Raw genomic sequence first — 22,492 nt, forward strand, 5'->3', positions numbered from 1 at the left:
ACTGCCAGTGCCGACCCTTTCGCGGGGCAAGCCCGCTCCCACAGGTTTACTACCAGGTTAAAGACGGTGGTATTCCTGTGGGAGCGGGCTTGCCCCGCGAAGAGGCCAGTACTGACAACACAGAAATCCCTCCTATTCTCAATAGCTCACTCCCACAGGTTTACTAGCAGGTTAGAGACGGTGGTATTCCTGTGGGAGCGGGCTTGTCCCGCGAAGAGGCCGGTACTGACAACACAGAAATCTCTCCTATTCTCAATAGCTCACTTGGCAATCCCCTGCACAGAGGAGACGCGACCATGAGCTACGTAACCACGAAGGATGGCGTTCAGATCTTCTACAAAGACTGGGGCCCGCGCGACGCGCCGGTCATCCACTTCCACCACGGCTGGCCGCTCAGTGCCGATGACTGGGATGCCCAGTTGCTGTTCTTCCTGGCCCAGGGTTTTCGCGTAGTCGCCCACGACCGCCGCGGCCATGGGCGCTCCAGCCAGGTGTGGGATGGCCATGACATGGACCACTACGCCGATGACGTAGCCGCCGTGGTCGACCACCTGGGCATCCAGGGCGCCGTGCATGTCGGCCATTCCACGGGTGGCGGCGAAGTGGTGCGCTACATGGCACGCTACCCCGGCGACAAGGTGGCCAAGGCAGTACTGATTGCAGCAGTGCCACCGCTGATGGTGCAGACACCGGCCAACCCAGGCGGCCTGCCCAAGTCGGTCTTCGACGGCTTCCAGGCCCAGGTCGCGAGTAACCGGGCGCAGTTCTACCGCGACGTGCCCACGGGGCCTTTCTACGGTTACAACCGGCCCGGGGCCAAACCGTCGGAAGGCATCATCGGCAACTGGTGGCGCCAAGGCATGATCGGCAGTGCCAAGGCGCACTACGACGGCATCGTGGCGTTTTCGCAGACCGACTTCACCGAGGACCTCAAGCGCATCACCCAACCGGTGCTGGTCATGCACGGTGACGATGACCAGATCGTGCCTTACGAGAACGCGGGCCCGTTGTCGGCCAAGTTGCTGCCTAATGGCACGTTGAAGACCTACAAAGGGTATCCGCACGGCATGCCGACCACCCATGCCGATGTGATCAATGCGGATTTGCTGGCGTTTATTCGGAGTTGATGTAATCCCCTGTAGCGGCCCTTTCGCGGGCAAGCCCGCTCCCACACGATTTTCACTGCCTTCGAACCGGTGAAAACCTGTGGGAGCGGGCCTGCCCGCGAAAGGGCCCGCATTGGCAACATACAGCCGCCAGGACTAACATGTGGCACTTCTAGCGCGGCTGTTTGCCGCGCCCTTGCCTTCCTGTGTGCACAAAAAACCAATGCCCTTCGAACTCACCGTAGAACCCCTCACCCTACTCATCCTAGCCCTGGTCGCCTTCGTCGCCGGCTTCATCGACGCCATCGCCGGCGGCGGCGGCCTGCTCACCACCCCGGCCCTGCTCACCGCCGGCATGCCGCCACACCTGGTGCTGGGCACCAACAAGCTCAGTTCCACCTTCGGCTCGGCCACGGCCGGCTTCACTTACTACAAGCGCAAACTGTTCCACCCCGCGCAGTGGCGCCCGGCGTTGTTCGCTACCCTGGTAGGCGCCTCGCTGGGCGCGGTGATCGCCCACTACCTGCCCGCCGAATGGCTAAACAAGATGCTCCCAGTCGTGGTCTTCGCCTGCGGCGTCTACTTGCTGTTCGGCGGCACGCCCAAGGCGCCACTGGATGCCGACGCACCGATCAAGAAGAAATGGCAGGTCCCCCAAGGCTTCACCCTGGGTTTCTACGATGGCGTGGCAGGCCCCGGCACTGGCGCGTTCTGGACCGTGAGCACCCTGCTGCTGTACCCGATCGACCTGGTGCGCGCCAGCGGTGTGGCGCGCAGCATGAACTTCGTCAGCAACATCGCGGCGCTGACGGTGTTCATCATTTCCGGGCAGGTGGATTATGTCGTCGGCCTGTGCATGGGCCTGTCGGTGATGGTGGGTGCGTTCTTCGGCGCACGCACGGCGATCAGCGGCGGCAGCAAGTTCATCCGCCCAGTCTTCATCACCGTGGTGCTGGCACTTACAGTGCGCCTAGCGTGGCAGCACTGGTTCGGGCAGGCCTAAGCGTTCAGCCACGTACAAATCGATCAGGTACCGGGCGATGGAACGCCCGGCCGGCAGCGGCGGCAGGTCATGCACGCTGAACCACTGGGCATCCTCGATCTCGTCGGGCTGCATGACGATCTCGCCGCCCGCGTACTCGGCATGGAACCCCAGCATCATCGAATGCGGGAACGGCCAGCACTGGCTGCCGACGTAACGGATGTTCTGTACCTCGACCGCCACCTCTTCGCGCACTTCGCGCACCAGGCAATCCTCGGCCGACTCGCCGGGTTCTGCAAAACCCGCCAAGGTGCTGTAGACACCGGTGACGAAACGCGGCGAGCGCGCCAGCAGAATCTCGTCACCGCGGGTGACCAGCACGATCATGCTCGGCGAAATGCGCGGGTAGCTGCGCAGGTCGCAGGGCTGGCAGTACATCGCCCGCTCCCAGCGGATTTGCGTCATCGCCTGGCCGCAGCTGCCGCAAAAACGGTGCTCGCGGGCCCAGGTACCGATCTGCGCGGCATAACCCAGCACCTTGTACAGGTCGAAGTCGCCTTCGAGCATGAACGCGCGCAGGCCACGCCAGCTGCAACCCGGCAGGTCGGTGGCGCTGCGCAGCTCAAGCAGGAACACCGGCTCGCCATCGAAGTGACCGATACCATGCTCGCACAGCACGTCCAGGTCCTGGCGCTTGAGCCATTCGCGGGGGAACAGCGCGCCATTGTCGTCCACCAGGAACCCTTCCGGGCTGCGGGCGACGGCCAAGCCCCCGGTGATCTGCGGGTCGAGTACTGCGGTAGTCCAGCGTGCTGACATGTCGGGGTTCCTTGCTGCGCGCCCCCCGACCCAGTCAGTCGGCGAACGTCGGTTTCTGTTTGCTCATGTGCGCCGCCACGGCCACGCGCAGGTCTTCGGACTGCAGCATCGCGGCGTTCCAGGTGGCGATGTATTCCAGGCCATCGTCAATGCGATGGTCACGCATGTAGCTGAGCATTTCCTTGGTGCCGGCCACGGCGATCGGCGATTTTGCGGCAATCTCACGGGCGATGGCAAAGACCCCGTCAAGCAGCGCGGCCTGATCATCATAGACCCGGTTGACCAGGCCGATGCGCAGCGCCTCATCGGCCTCGACGTTGCGCCCGGTGAATGCCAGCTCGCGCATGATGCCGTCGCCAATGATACGTGGCAAACGTTGCAGCGTGCCGACATCGGCGGCCATGCCCATGTCGATTTCCTTGATCGAGAACTGCGCATCTTGGCTGCAGTAGCGCATGTCGCACGCCGAGATGAGGTCGATGGCGCCCCCAATGCAGTAGCCCTGGACTGCCGCCAGCACCGGCTTGCGGCATTTGTCGACGGCATTGAACGACGCCTGCAGGCGCAGGATGGTGCTGCGCAGCAAGCGCGCATTACGGCCAACGTCCTTGCCCAACTGGCCGGCCAGCGAGGCCAGCATCATCAGGTCGATGCCGGCAGAGAAATGCTTGCCCGCACCGCTGATGACAACGGCGCGCACCGCATCGGTGTCGTCGACCCACTGGAAGATGTCGATGATCTCCTCCCAGAAGGCAGCGTTCATCGCGTTGACTTTCTCGGGGCGGTTGATCTGGACGTGGGCGATGCTATCAGTCAGTTCAACCTTGAACGCGCTGTACTCGGTCACGGGCGGCACTCCTGCTGGGAAAGGGTCATAACGCAGGATGTTAACCCAGCCAGGAGGCCGCACTTGTGCCAAAAGCAGGACGGCAAATCTTGCCTAAGTCGGCACGATCCGGCACCGTGCGCCATCGCTGAATCATAAGGATACATATTCATGCCCCGCTCCCTGCCCGGTGCGCTCGCCCACAACTTCCTGGGCCAGTCACCGCTTTGGTACAAGGCTGTCATCGGCCTGTTCCTGGTGCTCAACCCTTTGCTGCTGCTGACTGCAGGCCCGGTCACGGCGGGCTGGGTGCTGGTGATCGAATTCATCTTTACCTTGGGCATGGCGCTGAAGTGCTACCCGTTGATGCCGGGTGGCTTGTTGCTGGTCGAAGCACTGCTGCTCGAGATGACCACCCCGCAGGCCCTGTACGAAGAGCTGCTGCACAACTTTCCGGTGATCCTGCTGTTGATGTTCATGGTCGCCGGCATTCACTTCATGAAAGAGCTGCTGCTGTTCCTGTTCTCGCGGATCTTGCTCGGTGTGCGCTCGAAGGCGGCTCTGTCGCTGCTGTTCTGCGTGCTGTCAGCGTTCCTCTCGGCCTTTCTCGATGCGCTGACAGTCACGGCGGTGATCATCAGCGCTGCCGTGGGCTTCTACGCGGTCTTTCACCGCGTTGCCTCGGGCGCCAACCCGCGTGAAGAAAGCGCGCTCGACAGCGACCAGCATATCCCGCAACTGCACCGTGAAGACCTCGACCAGTTCCGCGCCTTCCTGCGCAGCCTGTTGATGCACGGTGCGGTCGGCACTGCATTGGGCGGCGTATGCACGCTGGTGGGCGAACCACAGAACCTGCTGATCGGCCATGAGATGGGCTGGCACTTCGCCGACTTCTTCCTCAAGGTCGCCCCGGTGTCGTTGCCAGTGCTCGGCGCCGGGCTGCTGACCTGCGTAGCGCTGGAAAAACTACGCCTGTTCGGCTACGGCACACTGATGCCTGAACGCGTGCGCCAGGTGCTGGCTGCCTACGCCGCCGAAGATGACGCCGCGCGTACGCCGGCCCAGCGTGCCGCGCTGTGGGTACAAGGCAGCGCCGCGCTGATCCTGATCATCTGCCTGGGCCTGCACATTGCCGAAGTGGGCCTGATCGGCCTGCTGGTGATCGTGTTGATCACTGCGTTCACCGGCATCACCGACGAACACCGCCTGGGCCGGGCCTTCCAGGATGCCATGCCGTTCACCGCGCTGTTGGTGGTGTTCTTCGCCGTGGTCGCGGTGATCCATCAGCAGCAGTTGTTCAGCCCGCTGATTGCCTGGGTACTGGCACTGCCTGCCGAACAACAACCGGGCATGCTGTACCTGGCCAACGGTTTGCTGTCGGCGATCAGCGACAACGTGTTCGTCGCCACCATCTACATTACCGAGGTCAAGCAGGCCTTCATGAACGGCGGCATGAGCCGCGAGCATTTCGAGACGCTGGCGGTGGCGATCAATACCGGCACCAACCTGCCAAGCGTGGCGACGCCGAATGGGCAGGCGGCGTTCCTGTTCCTGCTGACCTCGGCGATTGCACCACTGATCCGCCTGTCGTATGGGCGCATGGTGTGGATGGCGCTGCCCTATACCGTGGTCATGGGTGGCCTGGGCTGGTGGGCGGTGACTTACTGGCTGTAAAACCTGGCGGCGTGGGGATATTCGATACAACTTTTCCCCCACGCCTGCATCGAAGCAAAGGTAAATCCCCATCCGCTTCAAGGAGGTTCGCTATGGCGATGCGCACGGCACTGATGCTTTCCTGCATGACCCTTGCCCTGGTCGGCTGCGCGGGTTCGAACGATGAACACCGCACGCCGCCGACCACCCAGCAGGTCGACCTGCAACGCTACCAGGGCACCTGGTATGAGCTGGCGCGCCTGCCGATGTTCTTCCAGCGCAACTGCGTGCAATCCGAAGCGCGTTACGGCCTGCGCGAGGACGGGCGCATCGACGTCAACAACCGCTGCAAGGAAAAGGACGGCCAGTGGAACGAGGCCAAGGGCATCGCCGAAGCCCAGCAACCGGGCAAGACTGACAAGCTCTGGGTGCAGTTCGACAACTGGTTCAGCCGGCTGGCACCGGGCCTGACCAAGGGTGAGTACTGGGTGCTTTATCACGACAAAGACTACCGCGTGGCCCTGGTCGGGCACCCCAACCGCGAGTACCTGTGGTTGCTCTCGCGCACGCCGGCAATCACCGACCAGGAACGCGAGCAACTGCTGTCGATTGCCCGCAAGCAAGGCTACGACACCAGCAAGCTGATCTGGCGCCAGGAAGGCTAGCCCGCTGCACGGCTGGCACGTCGACGACGCGGGGCAATCAGGCTAAGGTGTGCGCCCCGCCTCCCCTCGAAGGAACGAGCCGTTGATCACCTGCCACGTCAAATACACCGTCGACCCTTACCAGCTGCCGGCCTTCGAAGCCTATTCGCGCCTGTGGATGCGCCTGGTCACGCGCATGGGCGGCAAGCACCATGGCTATTTCCTGCCTGCCGAAGGTGCCAACAACATCGCCTACTGCCTGTTCAGTTTTTCAAGCCTGGCCGCCTACGAGCAGTACCGCAAGCAGGCAGAGACCGACCCGGAATGCATCGCTGCAGTCGCCCTGGCCACTGAGCAACGGTTCATCCTCAGCTATGAACGCAGCTTCCTCAAGCCGCTGCTCGAACCGCGCATTCGCTCGCTGGCGCTGTGCGTTTTCCATCACCAAGGGAAGATTCTGGTCAACGTCTTCGACGACCCGGTGACGCAGCAGACGCTGTGCCGCCCACTCGGGGGTGGTATCGAGTTTGGTGAGCGGGGCCGTGACGCCATCGCCCGGGAAATCGAAGAAGAACTGGGGCAGTCGATCAGCGATGTGCGGTTGCTCGGCACGTTGGAGAGCTTGTTCCACTATGCCGATACGCCGGGGCATGAGATTGTGCAGGTATTCGATGCACGCTTGGACGACGCCAGCCTTTACCAGCAGACCTGGGTAGAAGGCCGCGAGTCCGACGGCAGCCCCTTCCGCGCCCGGTGGTGCGACAGCGCCGACTTCGACCGCATCGGCCCGCTTGTGCCGCAGGGCCTGCAAGCGTTGTTGCGCGACCTGTCGCTGCTGGGCTGAAGCAAAGGAGCCTGATCATGGACCTGCTGTTTCTAGGCACCAGCGCCGGGGTGCCGACCAAGGCCCGCAACGTCAGTGCCACGGCCCTCATCGAGGCCAGCGGCAGCCACTGGTACCTGATCGATTGCGGCGAAGGCACGCAGCATCGGCTGCTGCAGACGCCGCTGTCGATACGCGACCTGCGCGGCATCTTCATCACCCATGTACACGGCGACCATTGCTTCGGCCTGCCCGGCCTGCTGGCCAGCGCCGGGATGAGCGGGCGTACCCAGCCGCTGGATATCATCCTGCCCGCCGCCCTGCATGGCTGGGTGCGCCTGGGCTTGACCGCCAGCGACACTTACCTGCCTTTCGAGGTGCGCCTGCTGGCCGTTGAAAGCCTGACTGACTGGCGTAGCGACACGCTGCAGGTCAGTACCGTGCAGCTGTCGCACCGGGTGCCGAGCGTGGGCTTCGTGTTCACCGAGCTCAACCCTGAACCGCGCTTGGACGTGCAGCGCCTGGATGCCGAAGGCATTCCACGCGGGCCGTTGTGGGGCGACCTGGCCAAAGGGCTGTCGGTCGAGCATGAGGGGCGGACCCTGCACGGCCAGGACTACCTGCGCGCATCGCGGCCGGCGCGGCGGGTGATCGTATGCGGTGACAACGACAACCCCGAGCTGTTGGCGGAGGCAGCCAAGGGCGCGGATGTGATGGTGCATGAAGCGACCTTTACCCAGGCGGTCGTCGAGCGCACGGGGGCTACCTTCGGCCACAGCACAGCAGCGCAAGTGGCACGGTTTGCCGAGGTGGCGGGTGTGCGCAACCTGGTGCTCACGCATTTCAGTGCACGCTACCAGGGTGATCCGCGGCGCAGCCCGTGCATCGACGATATACGTGTGGAGGCCCTGGCGCATTACAGCGGGCATCTGACCTTGGCGCAGGACCTGCAGCGGTATCACATTGGGCGGGATGGGTGTCTTGTGGTGGTGGGGTAGATAGGGTTGCGGCTGATAGGTGCATGCCGTTAGGGCTGTGGCGCCTATGAGATCGAGCGCCGCCCGCGCGGCGCTTCGCAGCACAAGGCTGCTCCCACATTTGTTTCGGGCCAGTTATTCCTGAGGCATGAGCGCGCGGCCCCTGGTGCCCACCTTGATATCGAGTCGGACAAACAAGGCGGTCGCGCGCAGACTTCACAGGCCTCACTGGCCCGAAACAAATGTGGGAGCAGCCTTGTGCTGCGAAGCGACGCGCGGGCGGCGCTCGATCTCACAGGCGATGAAACCCTCACGCCAGGCACCCGTCAGCCGAACCACCCCCTCAAGACATACCGCCCCTACGCCGCCAACCGCCCACTGGCAATCGCCTCCGACGCCGCCAGCATGGCCCGCAACAACACCGCACACCCCGCCGCCAGGTCCTCCGGTGTGGCGTTCTCGATTTCGTTGTGGCTGATGCCATTCTCGCAAGGCACGAAGATCATCCCCGCTGGCCCCAATTCGGCCAGGAAGATCGCGTCATGCCCCGCTCCACTGACGATATCCATGTGCGGCAGGCCCAGCGCACCTGCCGAATCGCGCACGGCATCGACGCAGGCCTTGTCGAAATACAGCGCCGGGAAATCCGCCGTAGGGATCAGCTCATGCGCCAGGCCATGCTTGGCGCAGGTGCTTTCGATCACCCCGCGCACTTCGGCAATCATCGCGTCCAGTTGCTCGCCTTCAAGGTGACGGAAGTCCAGGGTCATGCGCACCTCACCCGGGATCACGTTGCGTGACCCCGGGTAGGCCTGCAGGCAACCCACCGTGCCACAGGCATGTGGCTGGTGCCCAAGGGCCGTACGGTTGACTGCCTCGACCACGGCGGCTGCGCCCACCAAGGCATCCTTGCGCAAGTGCATAGGCGTTGGGCCGGCATGGGCTTCGACCCCGCGCAAGGTCAGGTCGAACCACTTCTGACCCAGCGCACCCAACACCACGCCGATGGTCTTGGCCTGGTCTTCAAGGATCGGCCCCTGCTCGATGTGCGCTTCGAAATAAGCCCCCACTGGGTGGCCGAGTACCGCGCGCTGGCCGGCGTAGCCGATGGCATCGAGCGCCTCGCCAACACTCACCCCCTGTGCATCACGCTTGGCCAGCGTCTCTTCCAGCGTGAACTTACCGGCGAACACCCCAGAGCCCATCATGCAGGGGGCAAAGCGCGAGCCCTCCTCGTTGGTCCACACCACCACTTCCAGCGGCGCTTCGGTTTCCACCCCGAGGTCGTTGAGGGTGCGGATCACCTCCAGCCCGGCCATCACCCCATAACAGCCATCGAACTTGCCGCCGGTGGGCTGGGTATCAATATGGCTGCCGGTCATCACCGGTGGCAGCTTGGGGTTGCGCCCCGGGCGGCGGGCGAAAATATTGCCGACCGCATCGACACTCACGGTGCAACCGGCTGCCTCGCACCACTCGACGAAGAGGTCGCGGGCCTGGCGGTCGAGGTCGGTCAGCGCCAGCCGGCAAACACCGCCTTTGGCCGTGGCGCCGAGGCGGGCAAGGTCCATCAGCGATTGCCACAGGCGTGCGCTGTCGACGTGGCGGGCGGTGGTCTTGAGGATATCGTGGACTGGAGTCATGGGTTTTCCCCTCAGGCTTTTTTGTTGTTTATCAGGGCCTCTTCGCGGGCAAGCCCGCTCCCACATTGAACGTGCCGTGGCCTGTGGGAGCGTGCTTGCCCGCGAAGAGGCATACTCGGTATCACGGTAACGGCTTGGCCAACCGCGCCGGGCTGCGCGCCGCCAAGCCACCGAGGACGTAGTACAACGCCCCACCCAGCAGCGAGCCGGTGAACCAGCCATAGTCGTAGAACCAGCTGAAGCTGCTGTTGCCGATCGACATCACGGTCAGCGCCACCGGGACGCCGAAGGCGGCGAACCCAGCCCAGTTCCAGGCCGGATACACGTCATCGCGGTACAACCCAGCCAAATCCAGGCGCTGGCGACGGATCAGGAAATAGTCCACCACCATGATCCCGGCAATCGGCCCGAGCAGGCTCGAGTAACCCAGCAACCAGTTCGAATAAACGCTTTCCAGGCTCAGGTCCGAGACGATCCAGCCCAGCTTCTTGAGCAGTTCATGGCCCATCAGCGCCAAGCCGATAAACCCGGTCAGCCACACTGCGCGGCTACGCCCGATCAGGCGTGGCGCGATGTTCTGAAAGTCATTGGTGGGCGAGACGATGTTCGCCGCCGTGTTGGTCGACAACGTGGCGATCACGATCAACGCCATCGCCAGCGCCACCCAGCCCGGGCTTTGGATCTTGCCGATCAGGCTGACCGGGTCAGACACCGTTTCACCCACCAGCGACGCGGACGCTGCGGTCAGCACTACGCCCAATGCCGCGAACAGGAACATGGTCAGCGGCAGGCCGAAGATCTGCCCCAGTATCTGGTCCTTCTGGCTTTTGGCGTACCGGCTGAAGTCGGGAATGTTCAGCGAGAGCGTGGCCCAAAAACCGACCATGGCGGTGAGCCCGGCACAGAAGTAGCTGACCACGCTGGCGCCCTCTGGCCGCTTGGGCGGCTGCGCCAGCAACTCAGTCATCGACATGTGCGGCAGTGCCCAGACCAGCAGGCCCACGCCCACCGCCACCAGCAACGGCGCCGAAAGCGTTTCGAGCCACTTGATCGACTCCGCCCCGCGCAGTACCACCCACAGGTTGAGGGCCCAGAAGATCATGAAACCGATCACCTCCCCGGTGCCCTCCAGGGCCTTCCAGCCATCGAACATCGAGCCGAGGAACAGGTGAATGGCCAGGCCGCCGAACATCGTCTGGATACCGAACCAGCCGCAAGCCACCACCGCGCGAATCAAGCACGGCACGTTCGAGCCGAGAATGCCAAACGAGGAACGCAACAGCACCGGAAACGGGATGCCGTACTTGGTGCCAGGGAACGCGTTGAGGGTCAGCGGGATCAGCACAATGAGGTTGGCCAGCAGGATCGCCAGCAGCGCCTCGCCCACGCTCAGGCCAAAGTAGGCCGTGAGCACGCCGCCGAGGGTGTAGGTGGGCACGCAGATGGACATACCCACCCACAGGGCGGTGATGTGCCATTTGTTCCAGGTGCGTTGGTGCACCTTGGTGGGTGCGATGTCGTGGTTGTAGCGCGAGCTGTCGAGCACGTCAGTGCCTGCCTCCAGCTCGAACAGGCCATCCTGCTCGATCACTTGCGATCTGCTCTGTTGCATGGGGCCTTCTCCAGGTTTTTCTAATTGTTTGCTCATCGGGCTAAAGCGATGGCCGGAGTACACACACCACCAGTACTGCTCCTCCGGTCCGGCCTGGCGGTTGTGGCCGTACTCAAATTACGTGCCGGGTTGGCCTGAGCCGTCCCGGGTGGCCGCCGCCGACCGGAGGTAATCAACTGAACTGCAAGGCATTTATCGACGCAAAGCGAAAGCACGGTTATCCCTTCGCCTGCCTGTTGCGCCCGCTCAAGCCAGGCTTGCGCCCGGCGCGTGTTTCAAACCGGTGCAGCCTGTTTTTTCAACCGCGCGGCAGGCGTCTTCTGGCCCGCTATCAAGCAGCTGATTTTGCATGGAAAATCTTGACCAATTTGGCTTCTTGTCAAGTGCGTCAAAATGGTGAAAGGCCTCACCATTTTGGTGATTAAAACAATAATTACTTAAATATCAATGAGTTATTGAAGTTATAAGCTCATAAATTATTTTCTTGAACAATCCCAAATCACCATCTAGATTCCATTCTTGTCAGGTCTGACAGGATTGTAGGCTACCCTTCGATCACCGGCAGTCACTGGCGTATAACAATTCAAGAACCGGCCCAGACCGGTCAGCCTGCGAGGAAGACGGCATGTCCCTGTTGATCCGTGGTGCCACCGTGATCACCCACGAAGAGCGTTACACCGCCGATGTCCTGTGTGTCGATGGCCTGATAGCGGCCATAGGCGCAAACCTCGAACCGCCCACCGACTGCGAAATCCTCGACGGCAGTGGCCAGTACCTGATGCCCGGCGGCATCGACCCGCACACCCACATGCAGCTGCCCTTCATGGGCACCGTGGCCAGCGAAGACTTCTTCAGCGGCACCGCTGCCGGCCTGGCCGGTGGTACCACCTCGATCATCGACTTCGTCATCCCCAACCCGCAGCAGTCATTGCTGGAGGCCTTTCACACCTGGCGTGGCTGGGCGCAAAAGAGTGCCTGCGACTACGGCTTCCACGTCGCCATTACCTGGTGGAGCGAGCAGGTCGCAGAAGAGATGGGCGAACTGGTCGCCAACCACGGGGTGAACAGCTTCAAGCACTTCATGGCATACAAGAACGCCATCATGGCGGCCGACGATACCTTGGTCGCCAGCTTCGAGCGCTGCCTGCAACTGGGCGCGGTGCCAACCGTGCATGCCGAGAACGGCGAGCTGGTCTACCACCTGCAGAAAAAGCTGCTGGCCCAAGGCCTGACCGGGCCAGAGGCACACCCGCTGTCGCGCCCTTCGCAGGTCGAAGGCGAGGCGGCCAGCCGGGCTATCCGTATTGCCGAAACCATCGGTACGCCACTTTATGTGGTGCACATCTCGAGCCGCGAAGCCCTGGACGAGATCACCTACGCCCGGGCCAAAGGCCAGCCGGTGTACGGTGAGGTACTGCCAGGCCACCTGCTGCTCGACGACAGCGTCTACCGCAATCCGGATTGGGCCACGGCCGCAGGCTATGTGATGAGCCCGCCCTTCCGCCCGCGGGAACACCAGGAAGCCCTGTGGCGCGGCCTGCAGTCGGGCAACCTGCACACCACCGCCACCGACCACTGCTGCTTCTGCGCCGAACAAAAGGCCATGGGCCGCGACGACTTCAGCCGCATCCCCAATGGCACCGCCGGTATCGAAGACCGCATGGCGGTGCTGTGGGATGCGGGGGTCAACAGTGGGCGCCTGTCGATGCAGGAGTTCGTCGCGCTGACCTCCACCAACACGGCCAAGATCTTCAACCTGTTCCCGCGCAAGGGCGCGATACGCGTCGGTGCCGACGCTGACCTGGTGCTGTGGGACCCGCAGGGCACGCGGACGATTTCGGCGCAAACCCACCACCAGCGCGTGGACTTCAACATTTTCGAAGGCCGCACCGTTCGCGGCATCCCCAGCCACACCATCAGCCAGGGCCGTGTGCTGTGGGCCGATGGCGACTTGCGCGCCGAACCTGGCGCCGGTCGTTACGTGGAGCGCCCGGCCTACCCCTCGGTGTACGAGGTGTTGGGCCGCCGCGCCGAGCAACAGCGCCCGACACCCGTTCAGCGCTGAGCATTACCCGCACTGCACCTGCACTGCCGTACCGGCCCTGAAGAGGCCGGGCGGCGCCGTATTGCCGTTGACTGCCACATCCAAAAAAGAAAAGAGAGGCTACAACCGTGATCGATGCCCTGAACCACTTGCCGCGCCCCCGGGCCGGCGCCGACCAGCTGGCCGAGCGCTTCGGCGATCTCGCCCCTCCCCTCACCGCCCGCCAGGCCGCCGTGGAGAGCGCACGCTGCCTGTATTGCTACGACGCGCCCTGCGTCAATGCGTGCCCCAGCGAAATCGACATCCCCTCGTTCATCCACCGCATCAGTGACGAGAACCTGCAAGGCGCCGCCGAACGCATTCTCTCGGCCAATATTCTCGGCGGCAGTTGCGCCCGTGTCTGCCCGACCGAAATCCTCTGCCAACAGGCCTGCGTACGCAACAACGCCCAAGAATGCGCACCGGTGCTGATTGGCCAGTTGCAACGCTATGCGCTGGACAACGCGCACTTCACCGAGCACCCCTTCACCCGCTCCCCCGCTACCGGCAAGCGCATCGCCGTGGTCGGCGCCGGCCCTGCGGGGTTGTCCTGCGCGCACCGGCTGGCCATGCATGGGCATGACGTGGTGGTGTTCGAAGCCTGCGAAAAAGCCGGTGGCCTCAACGAATACGGTATCGCCCGCTACAAACTGGTAGACGACTACGCCCAGCGCGAAGTGGAATTCCTGCTGGGCATCGGTGGCATCGAAATCCGCCACGGCCAACGCCTGGGTGACAACCTTGGCCTGGGCGAGCTGCGCGATCAATACGACGCGGTGTTCCTGGGCCTGGGCCTGAATGCGGTGCGCCAGCTCGGCTTGGCCGATGAAGAGGCACCTGGGGTGCTCGCCGCCACGCAGTACATCCGCGAACTGCGCCAGGCCGATGACCTGAGCCAACTGCCGCTGGCCGACCGCTGCCTGGTGATTGGCGCCGGCAACACCGCCATCGACATGGCCGTGCAGATGAGCCGCCTGGGTGCCCGTGACGTCAACCTGGTGTACCGCCGCGGCCACGCCGACATGGGCGCCACCGACCACGAGCAAGACATCGCCAAGGCCAACCAAGTGCGCCTGCACACCTGGGCGCGCCCCGAGGCGGTACTGCTGGACGATGCCGGCCAGGTGCGCGGCATGCGCTTCGCCCGCACCGAGCTTGCCGACGGGCGCCTGCGCGACACTGGCGAAACCTTCGAGCTGGCCGCCGATGCGATCTTCAAGGCCATCGGCCAACGCTTCGATGACGCCAGCCTCGCCGACCCCGTGGCGGCGCAACTGGCCCGCGAGGGTGAACGCATCCGCGTCGATGCGCACATGCGCACCAGCCTGGCGGGCGTCTACGCGGGCGGCGACTGCACCGCCCTGGGCCAGGACCTCACCGTCCAGGCTGTGCAGCACGGCAAGCTGGCCGCTGAAGCCATCCATGCCCAACTCATGCTCAACGTGGAGGCAGCGTAAATGGCCGACTTGTCTATCGAATTTGCCGGCATCAAGGCACCCAATCCGTTCTGGCTGGCCTCGGCGCCCCCCACCGACAAGGCCTACAACGTGGTCCGCGCCTTCGAGGCTGGCTGGGGCGGTGTAGTCTGGAAAACCCTGGGCGAAGACCCGGCGGCGGTCAACGTGTCGTCGCGCTACTCGGCGCACTACGGCCCCAACCGCCAGGTGCAGGGGATCAACAACATCGAACTGATCACCGACCGCTCGCTGGAAATCAACCTGCGCGAGATCACCCAGGTGAAGAAGGACTGGCCCGACCGTGCGCTGATCGTGTCGTTGATGGTGCCGTGCGAGGAAGAATCCTGGAAGTTCATCTTGCCCCTGGTGGAGGCCACGGGCGCTGACGGCATCGAACTGAACTTCGGCTGCCCCCACGGCATGCCTGAGCGCGGCATGGGCGCGGCAGTCGGCCAGGTGCCGGAGTATGTGGAAATGGTCACCCGCTGGTGCAAGACCTATTGCGCCCTGCCGGTGATCGTAAAGCTCACGCCCAACATCACCGACATTCGCCAGTCGGCCCGCGCCGCGCACCGTGGCGGGGCGGATGCGGTGTCGTTGATCAACACCATCAACTCGATCACCAGCGTGGACCTGGACCGCATGGTGGCCCACCCCATTGTCGGCGACCAGAGCACCCATGGCGGCTATTGCGGTTCGGCGGTCAAGCCGATCGCGCTGAACATGGTCGCGGAAATCGCCCGCGACCCGGAAACACGCGGCTTGCCCATCTGTGGCATCGGCGGCATCGGCAACTGGCGAGACGCGGCCGAGTTCATTGCCCTGGGCAGTGGCGCCGTGCAGGTGTGCACGGCAGCGATGCTGCACGGCTTCCGCATTGTCGAAGACATGAAAGATGGCCTGGCGCGCTGGATGGACCAGCATGGGCACCGCAGCCTGGAAGCGTTCAGAGGCCAGGCGGTGGGGCACACCACCGACTGGAAGTACCTGGATATCAACTACAAGTCAGTGGCGCACATTGACCAAGACGCCTGCATTGGGTGCGGTCGCTGCCATATCGCCTGCGAAGACACCTCGCACCAGGCCATTGCCAGCACGGCCAAGGCCGACGGCACCCACGTCTACAGCGTGATCGAGGAGGAATGCGTGGGCTGCAACCTGTGCCAGATCACCTGCCCGGTGGAAAACTGCATCGACATGGTGGCGCAGGATACCGGCAAGCCTTACCTGAACTGGACACAGGATCCGCGTAACCCCTATCGCGAGGCGAGCTGAGGCTGAAAAGGCCGGGGCCGCTGCGCGGCCCTTCGCGGGGCAAGCCCGCTCCCACAGGCGTTGTGTGTTTTTTCAGGCAGGCAGAAATCCTGTGGGAGCGGGCTTGCCCCGCGAAGGGCTGCGAAGCGGCCCCAACTCTGGTCAAACCACCGCCGTCTCATGCAGGTACACCCACACCACCCGCTGCTCGCCACACTCAACAATCGCTAACGAATACCGCGCAGTCTCCTGCCCCTGCAACCAGTGGGTCTCCTTGTAGCGCACCGCCACACTCGCACCCGCCTGCCAGACTACCTGCACGTCACTGACCTCGATTTCCAGCCCTGGCCGAGCGCCGCCCCCCCGCTCGAACAACTGCCCCACCTGCTGGCGATTAACAATCGCGCCCGCCGTGGTGACCATACTGAAGTTGTCGGCAAACACCGCCATCAACTCGCTGCGAAGCGCCTCGGTCTGCGCAGCGGGCCGGGTGAATACCGCATGGATCAGATCATGTACATCGTGGATGCTGCGTACAGCCCGTTCACTCAAGCTCATATTCAAGGTTCCAACCCAATGCCGCGCAGGATGACGCTGGTCACCGTCTGCACCGCGTTTTCAAACGCCCTGTCCGACAATGCCTCGCCGCCATTGAGCAACGCCACCTGATAACCGAAGTCCGCATAATGCTGGGTCGATGCCCAGATCATGTACAGCAGTGCAGACGGCTCCACCGGCAGGATGCGGCCCTCTTCCACCCAACGGCGGATCTTGGCCTCCTTCAGCTTTGCCCACGGCACGAGGCTTTCATCCAGGCTCACGCCCAGCACAGGCGCCCCGTGCAGCATTTCTTCAGCCCAGATCTTGGAACCCAGCGAGCGAGAGCGCGAGTGGCCCATCTTGGCCCGGATGTAACTGGTGAGCACCACCCGTGGGTCATCGAAATTTTCGAAGCACAGCGCGTCCTGCTTCCACACGTCCAGCAGGTCCTGCAGCACCGCGCGGAACAGTTCGTCCTTGGTACTGAAGTAGTAATGCAGGTTGGAGCGCGGCAACTCAGCTTGCTCGGCGATATCACCCATAGAAGTAGCGCCGTAGCCTTTTTCGGCGAACACCTTTTCCGCCGCCTGAAGAATTTTCTCGATATTGCGCCGACGGATCTCGATTTTGTGGTTGGCCATTAAGGTTGGGCCGTCCACACCGCCAGCTCATAGCCGTCCGGGTCCACGAAATGGAACCGGCGCCCCCCCGGGAACGCAAACGTCGCCCGGCTGATCACCGCCCCCGCCGCCTCGATCCGCTGCTGCGTTGCCTGCAGATCGTCCGCATACAGGATGACCAGCGGGCCACCCGGGCGCACCGGCTCACCCGTGGTAAAGCCCCCGGTCAGGCGACCATCGCTGAACTCCGTGTAACTGGGCCCGTAATCGGTGAAACGCCAGCCAAACACGCTGCCGTAAAAAGCCTTGCTCCGTGCGATATCGCCGACGTTGAATTCGATGTTGTCGATCTGCCGATCGTGGCCACGAACGCTCATGCATAGTCCTTGCTGAGAGAGGTAATTGCCCCAGTCTACTCCGGTCGTTTCGCCCAATCGAATCAGGCAGTCTGGAACAATCGCGTGACCACGGGCTGCTGACGGTGACGCGCTTGCCTAATGTCGTAATCGGCCTGGATGGCAAGCCAGAGCCTGGCCGTACTGATACCGGCCATTTCCAGGCGTAATGCGAGGTCTGGAGACATTGCGGCACGACCATGCAACACCCGAGAAAGCGCTTCACGCGAGAACCCCAGGTGCGACGCAAAGGCTTTCACCGTCAGGCCCAACGCCGGCAGAACGTCCTCACGCAAGGTTTCGCCGGGGTGTGGCGGATTGTGCAAAGGCATGATCAGCCCTCCTGTTCAGTGATAATCAAGGTAATCAACCAGTTCGACATCCGAACCCACAAAACGAAAAATCAGCCGCCAGTTACCCGAAACACTGACTGACTGATGATCATGGGTAGCTCGCCGCGTCCATTTGGGGACAGGCATAGCGTGACCCTATGCATCACACACTGATTGAGACCAGAACACATGCAGGTAGCACACTATCCACACCGCGCCCGGTCCCGCGCCGGGCACTGCGCACGGTGCAGGTTCAGTGCCGTGTTGATGATGCCGATATGGCTGAACGCCTGTGGGAAGTTGCCCAACATTCGCTTGCCGGCCGGGTCGTACTGTTCGGCCAGCAAACCCAGGTCGTTGCACAGGCCGCTCAGCCGTTCGTACAAGGCTTGCGCCTGCGCTTGCCGGCCCAGCAGGACATAGACGTCGGCGAGCCAGAACGAACACACCAGGAAGGTGCCCTCGCCCGGGGTCAGGCCATCACTGCAGCTGTCGGTGTCATAGCGCAACAGCAGGCCATTTTTCAGCAGACGCTGCTCGATTTCCTGCAGGGTACGCAGAAAACGAGGGTCATCCGCTGGCAAAAAACCGGTCAAGGCGATGTGCAGCAGGCTGGCGTCCAACTCGATGGCGCCATAGGCCTGCACGAAAAATGTGCCGCTGGGGTCCAGCCCGTTCTCACACACTTCCCGATGGATCTCATCCGCCACCTGGCGGTAATGCCGCCCGCGCGCGCGGTCTTCTTCGGTGGTGTCGGCCAACCCTGCGGCTCGGTCGAATGCCACCCAGGCCATCACCTTGGAGTGCACGAAATGCTGCCTGCCGCCGCGCACTTCCCAGATACCTTCATCGGGCTCGCGCCAGATGCGCTCGACATACGGCAGGATCAACCGGGCAATCGCGGCGCTGCGTGGGTGGCGGGGCAAACCGCCTTTGATTGCCTGGCTCATGGCATCGGCCAGTTCGCCGTAGATATCCAGCTGCCGCTGCCCCGACGCCGCGTTGCCCACCCGCACCGGCTCGGAGTGCTCGTAACCGGCCAACCACGGCAAGGTGTATTCCTGCAGGTCGCGCTCGCCGGCCAGGCCGTACATGATCTGCATCTGCTCGGGGTTGCCGGCGACTGAACGCAGCAGCCATTCACGCCAGGCCTGGGCTTCGTCGAAGTAGCCAAGGTTCATGAACGCCAACAAGGTCATGGTGGCGTCGCGCAGCCAGCAGAAGCGGTAGTCCCAGTTGCGTTCACCGCCGATACGTTCGGGCAGCGACGTGGTAACCGCGGCAACGATCCCGCCGGTGGGCGCGTAGGTCATCGCCTTGAGCGTGAGCAGCGAACGACGCACCAGGGCGGTATAGGGGCCGACCTCCGGGCAGCGGGCGGCAAAGGCCTGCCATTGGTCGATGGTTTGCCCCAGCGCGGTGTCGACATCGCAATCGGGCTGAACAGGCAGGTGCGAGGGCTGGTGGCGCAGGCTGAAGACCTGGCGTTCACCGGCACGCACGCGAAAACGAGCGACGGTGTGGTGGTCGCGGGCATGCGGGGGCACGGTGCTGCTGAGGATCAGCCGGTCTGGGCCGGCGACGGCGCTGAGGGTCAAGGGGTCGAGCCGCTCCACCCACGGCACGCTGCGGCCGTAGTCGAAACGCATCACCAGGTCCATTTCGAAGTTGGTTTCGCCAGCCAGGCCTTCGACGATGCGGATGACCGAGTTGGCCTCGCCCAAAGGCATCAAGTCCAGCACGCGGGCCCGGCCTGAGGCGGTGACCCAGGTGGTTTCCAGCACCAGGGTGTCGTCCAGGTATTGCCGGCTGGTGTGTTCGACTGGGTCGCAGGGGGCCAGGCGCCAACGGCCGTTTTCATCGTTGCCTAACAGCGCTGCGAATACCGCCGGGGCGTCGAAGCGCGGCAGGCACAACCAGTCGAGCGAGCCATCCCGGCTGACCAGGGCGGCGCTGCGGCAATTGCCGAGCAGGGCGTAGTCTTCGATAGCTGCGGGCATTGGATCTCCTTCAATTGAGCCGGGTCTGTTGCCTGTACTGGCCTCTTCGCGGGCAAGCCCGCTCCTACAGGTTCTGCACAGTGCTCAAGACTGTGGGAGCGGGCTTGCCCGCGAAGAGGCCGGCACAGGCAACACCGCTTGATCAGGTCACCCCAGGCGGTGCCATTCCCGCTTGTCCCGGGTCAGCAGTTCATTGCCTGCCTCGGGCCCATCCTCACCCGCCGGGTATTCATGCACCTCCCCTTCCTTGGCCCAGGCATCGAGAAACGGCTGCACCGCGCGCCAGCCGTTCTCGATGTTGTCGGCGCGCTGGAACAACGTCTGATCGCCGGTCAGGCAGTCGTAGATCAGCGTCTCGTAGCCCGTCGCCGGGGTCATCTTGAAGAAGTCTTTGTAGGCAAAACCCAGCTCGACATTCTCCATCACCAGCTCCGGCCCTGGGCGCTTGGCCTGCAAGTCGAACCACATGCCCTCATTGGGCTGGATCTGGATTTTCAGATAGTTGGGTTTGGGCCGTTCCAGCTCCGACTCGCGAAACTGCGCATACGGCGCAGGCTTGAAGCAGATGGCGATCTCGGTGTCGCGTACGCTCATGCGCTTGCCGGTACGCAGGTAGAACGGCACGCCGGCCCAGCGCCAGTTGTCGATCATCACCTTCAGCGCCACGTAGGTTTCGGTCTGGCTGTTTTCCGCTACGTTGGCCTCCTGACGGTAACCGGCCAAGCGCTTGCGCCCCTGCTTGCCAGCGCTGTACTGACCACGCACGGAGTTCTTCAGCGCCATCTTCGTCGACCACGGGCGAATGGCACCGATCACCTTGGCCTTTTCACCACGTACCGCATCGGCGCCAAAGGCGGCCGGCGGCTCCATGGCGACCATCGCCAGCAACTGGAACAAGTGGTTGGGGACCATGTCGCGCAGGGCCCCGGTGTTGTCATAGAACGCACCCCGGGTCTCGACGCCAACGGTCTCGGCGGCGGTAATTTGCACATGATCGATGTAGTGGTTGTTCCAGAACGACTCGAACAGGCCGTTGGAGAAGCGGCTGACCAGGATGTTCTGCACCGTCTCTTTACCCAGGTAATGATCGATGCGGTAGATCTGCCGCTCGCCCATCACCTTCAGCAAACAGGCGTTGAGTGCCTCGGCGCTGGCAAGGTCGGTCCCGAAAGGTTTCTCCACCACGACCCGACGGAAGCCCCCGCCGGACTCATCGAGCAAGCCAGCCTGGCCCAGGCGTTGGGCCACTTCGGGGAAGAAGCGTGGTGATGTTGCCAGGTAGAAAATCGCGTTGCCATGCCGGGTCGCGTCGATGCGCTTGGCGATGGCCTGGTAAGTGGCCGGGTCCAGGAAGTCGCCGGTCTGGTAGTCCAGCTGTTTGGCCAGGCGCGCCCAGAGCTTTTCGTCCAGGCACTTGGCGCCCCCCTCACTGCCCTTGTCCCGCTCCAGCATGAACGCGTGCAGGCGGTCGGCGAACGCTTCGGCAGTGGCCGCATTGTGGTCGACGCCGACAATGCGCAGGTTGCGGTCCAGCAACCCGTCGCGGCTAAGGTTGTACAGCGCCGGCATCAGCAGGCGCTTGACCAGGTCGCCATTGGCGCCAAACAGGAACAAGGTACAAGGCGGTGCAGCAGGGATCGTCTGTTTAGTCATTCGCCTTTCTTCTCGACATGGCCACCGAAGCCCAGGCGCATGGCCGAGAGGATCTTGTCACCGTAAGTACCCTGCTGCTGGCGCGAGCGGAAGCGGGCGAACAGCGCGCTAGACAGCACTGGCACTGGCACGGCTTGCTCAACGGCGGCGTCGATGGTCCAGCGGCCTTCGCCACTGTCCGACACCGAACCACTGAACTGCGCCAACTGCGGGTCGGCCACCAAGGCGTCAGCGGTGAGGTCGAGCAGCCACGAGGTCACCACACTGCCACGACGCCAGACTTCAGCGATTTCGGCCACGTTGAGGTCGAAACGTTGTTCTTCCGGCAGCTCGTTGCCGCCTTTGCTGCGCAGCAAATCGAAGCCTTCGGCGTAGGCCTGCATCAGGCCGTATTCGATGCCGTTGTGGACCATTTTCACGTAGTGACCGGCGCCGGGCGGGCCTGCGTGAATGTAGCCATGCTCGGCGCGCTGGTGCTCGCCTTCGCGGCCATGGGTGCGCGGGATGTCGCCGACGCCGGGTGCCAACGCCTTGAACAGCGGCTCCAGGCGTTCAAAAACGTCCTTTTCGCCACCGATCATCATGCAGTAGCCACGGTCCAGCCCCCACACACCACCTGAGGTACCGACGTCCAGGTAATGCAGGCCACGTTTGGCCAGTTCGCCCGCACGGCGCATGTCGTCTTTATAGAAAGTGTTGCCACCGTCGATGATCGCATCGCCCGGTTCCAGTAGTTCGGCCAGTTGCGCGATGGTCTGCTCGGTAGGCTCCCCGGCCGGCAGCATCACCCACACCGCGCGCGGTGCCTTGAGTTTCTGTACCAGTGCACCGAGGTCGTGCGCACCTTGGGCTCCCTCGCCCTCCAGCCCCACGATAGCGTCACGGTTGCGGTCGTGCACCACGGTGCGGTGGCCGGCGCGCATCAGGCGCCTTGCAATATTGCCGCCCATGCGGCCCAGCCCGACGATTCCCAGTTGCATGAGCCGATGCTCCCCTTGCGAAATAGATGACGACTACAGTTCAGCGTTTCAGATTAGTCCAGCGTACCGCCGAAGGGTTCAGCGACGAACGGC

Annotated in this window: 20 protein-coding genes and 1 pseudogene; 9 read left to right on the forward strand and 12 right to left on the reverse strand. The window is 63.4% G+C overall.

What is annotated here, in order from left to right; genetic code table 11:
* Positions 1 to 296: 296 nt before the first annotated feature.
* Both OO306_RS05080 and OO306_RS05085 read left to right on the forward strand, forming a co-directional pair.
* Positions 297 to 1,127 carry an alpha/beta fold hydrolase gene (locus tag OO306_RS05080; RefSeq protein ID WP_186681216.1) on the forward strand — a complete coding sequence of 277 codons (831 nt, stop codon included), beginning with the start codon at positions 297 to 299 and terminating at the stop codon, positions 1,125 to 1,127.
* A 202-nt stretch (positions 1,128 to 1,329) separates the two neighbouring features.
* Positions 1,330 to 2,109 (forward strand): TSUP family transporter, encoded by a 780-nt coding sequence (locus tag OO306_RS05085; protein ID WP_027592751.1) that lies wholly within the window; start codon positions 1,330 to 1,332, stop codon positions 2,107 to 2,109.
* Here the strand turns inward: OO306_RS05085 and nudC are convergent.
* On the reverse strand, positions 2,077 to 2,907 hold the full coding sequence (gene nudC / locus OO306_RS05090) for an NAD(+) diphosphatase (RefSeq protein WP_027592752.1): 831 nt from the start codon (positions 2,905 to 2,907) through the stop codon (positions 2,077 to 2,079). The genes OO306_RS05085 and nudC overlap by 33 nt on opposite strands.
* A gap of 34 nt (positions 2,908 to 2,941) precedes the next feature.
* A complete protein-coding gene (locus OO306_RS05095; protein ID WP_099428805.1) occupies positions 2,942 to 3,754 on the reverse strand; it encodes a crotonase/enoyl-CoA hydratase family protein in 813 nt (270 codons plus the stop codon).
* 150 nt (positions 3,755 to 3,904) lie between these two features.
* On the opposite strand from OO306_RS05095, the gene nhaB reads away from it, so the two are divergent.
* From nhaB to OO306_RS05115, 4 genes are all read left to right on the forward strand, one after another.
* Positions 3,905 to 5,407 (forward strand): sodium/proton antiporter NhaB, encoded by a 1,503-nt coding sequence (gene nhaB, locus OO306_RS05100; RefSeq protein WP_027592754.1) that lies wholly within the window; start codon positions 3,905 to 3,907, stop codon positions 5,405 to 5,407.
* A gap of 92 nt (positions 5,408 to 5,499) precedes the next feature.
* Positions 5,500 to 6,051, forward strand: a complete 552-nt coding sequence (locus tag OO306_RS05105; protein ID WP_099428804.1) for a lipocalin family protein — start codon at positions 5,500 to 5,502, stop codon at positions 6,049 to 6,051.
* Between the two features lie 49 nt (positions 6,052 to 6,100).
* Positions 6,101 to 6,874, forward strand: coding sequence for an NIPSNAP family protein (locus OO306_RS05110; protein WP_265967911.1), 774 nt, complete (start codon positions 6,101 to 6,103; stop codon positions 6,872 to 6,874).
* Between the two features lie 17 nt (positions 6,875 to 6,891).
* Entirely contained in the window at positions 6,892 to 7,851 is a 960-nt protein-coding gene (locus OO306_RS05115; RefSeq protein ID WP_265967912.1) for an MBL fold metallo-hydrolase, read from the forward strand.
* Positions 7,852 to 8,189: 338 nt separating this feature from the next.
* On the opposite strand, the gene OO306_RS05120 is transcribed toward OO306_RS05115, so the two are convergent.
* Together OO306_RS05120 and OO306_RS05125 are read right to left on the reverse strand one after the other, a co-directional pair.
* On the reverse strand, positions 8,190 to 9,473 hold the full coding sequence (locus OO306_RS05120; RefSeq protein ID WP_186703736.1) for a Zn-dependent hydrolase: 1,284 nt from the start codon (positions 9,471 to 9,473) through the stop codon (positions 8,190 to 8,192).
* A 121-nt stretch (positions 9,474 to 9,594) separates the two neighbouring features.
* A complete protein-coding gene (locus OO306_RS05125) occupies positions 9,595 to 11,085 on the reverse strand; it encodes an NCS1 family nucleobase:cation symporter-1 (protein ID WP_099428800.1) in 1,491 nt (496 codons plus the stop codon).
* Between the two features lie 625 nt (positions 11,086 to 11,710).
* Here OO306_RS05125 and hydA point away from each other — a divergent pair.
* From hydA to preA, 3 genes are all read left to right on the forward strand, one after another.
* On the forward strand, positions 11,711 to 13,150 hold the full coding sequence (gene hydA, locus OO306_RS05130) for a dihydropyrimidinase (protein ID WP_265967913.1): 1,440 nt from the start codon (positions 11,711 to 11,713) through the stop codon (positions 13,148 to 13,150).
* Between the two features lie 107 nt (positions 13,151 to 13,257).
* Positions 13,258 to 14,625 (forward strand): NAD(P)-dependent oxidoreductase, encoded by a 1,368-nt coding sequence (locus OO306_RS05135; RefSeq protein ID WP_085272990.1) that lies wholly within the window; start codon positions 13,258 to 13,260, stop codon positions 14,623 to 14,625.
* A complete protein-coding gene (gene preA, locus OO306_RS05140) occupies positions 14,626 to 15,900 on the forward strand; it encodes an NAD-dependent dihydropyrimidine dehydrogenase subunit PreA (RefSeq protein WP_265967914.1) in 1,275 nt (424 codons plus the stop codon).
* A 141-nt stretch (positions 15,901 to 16,041) separates the two neighbouring features.
* Here preA and OO306_RS05145 read toward each other — a convergent pair whose 3' ends face one another.
* The 8 genes and pseudogenes from OO306_RS05145 to gnd all read right to left on the reverse strand — a co-directional run bounded on the left by OO306_RS05145 (position 16,042) and on the right by gnd (position 22,399).
* On the reverse strand, positions 16,042 to 16,437 hold the full coding sequence (locus OO306_RS05145) for a DUF4440 domain-containing protein (RefSeq protein WP_265967915.1): 396 nt from the start codon (positions 16,435 to 16,437) through the stop codon (positions 16,042 to 16,044).
* Positions 16,438 to 16,439: 2 nt separating this feature from the next.
* On the reverse strand, positions 16,440 to 17,060 hold the full coding sequence (locus OO306_RS05150; protein ID WP_027592763.1) for a TetR/AcrR family transcriptional regulator: 621 nt from the start codon (positions 17,058 to 17,060) through the stop codon (positions 16,440 to 16,442).
* The gene (locus tag OO306_RS05155; RefSeq protein WP_252825086.1) at positions 17,060 to 17,416 is read right to left on the reverse strand and encodes a VOC family protein; all 357 of its coding nucleotides are present in this window, start codon (positions 17,414 to 17,416) and stop codon (positions 17,060 to 17,062) included. Before OO306_RS05155 ends, OO306_RS05150 begins: the two co-directional genes overlap by 1 nt.
* A gap of 62 nt (positions 17,417 to 17,478) precedes the next feature.
* Positions 17,479 to 17,766: a HigA family addiction module antitoxin gene (locus tag OO306_RS05160; protein WP_265967916.1), complete on the reverse strand. Its 288-nt coding sequence runs from the start codon at positions 17,764 to 17,766 to the stop codon at positions 17,479 to 17,481.
* A 15-nt stretch (positions 17,767 to 17,781) separates the two neighbouring features.
* A pseudogene (locus OO306_RS05165) lies at positions 17,782 to 17,874 on the reverse strand (type II toxin-antitoxin system RelE/ParE family toxin); the annotation flags it as partial.
* Between the two features lie 95 nt (positions 17,875 to 17,969).
* The gene (locus OO306_RS05170; protein ID WP_265967917.1) at positions 17,970 to 19,766 is read right to left on the reverse strand and encodes a glycoside hydrolase family 15 protein; all 1,797 of its coding nucleotides are present in this window, start codon (positions 19,764 to 19,766) and stop codon (positions 17,970 to 17,972) included.
* Positions 19,767 to 19,913: 147 nt separating this feature from the next.
* Positions 19,914 to 21,419, reverse strand: coding sequence for a glucose-6-phosphate dehydrogenase (gene zwf / locus OO306_RS05175; protein WP_027592766.1), 1,506 nt, complete (start codon positions 21,417 to 21,419; stop codon positions 19,914 to 19,916).
* Complete coding sequence (gnd, locus tag OO306_RS05180) at positions 21,416 to 22,399, reverse strand: phosphogluconate dehydrogenase (NAD(+)-dependent, decarboxylating) (protein ID WP_099428794.1); 984 nt, start codon at positions 22,397 to 22,399, stop codon at positions 21,416 to 21,418. Before gnd ends, zwf begins: the two co-directional genes overlap by 4 nt.
* Positions 22,400 to 22,492 lie beyond the last annotated feature (93 nt).

The sequence above is a fragment of the Pseudomonas sp. DCB_AW genome (assembly GCF_026240895.1).
GTDB lineage: Bacteria > Pseudomonadota > Gammaproteobacteria > Pseudomonadales > Pseudomonadaceae > Aquipseudomonas > Aquipseudomonas kermanshahensis.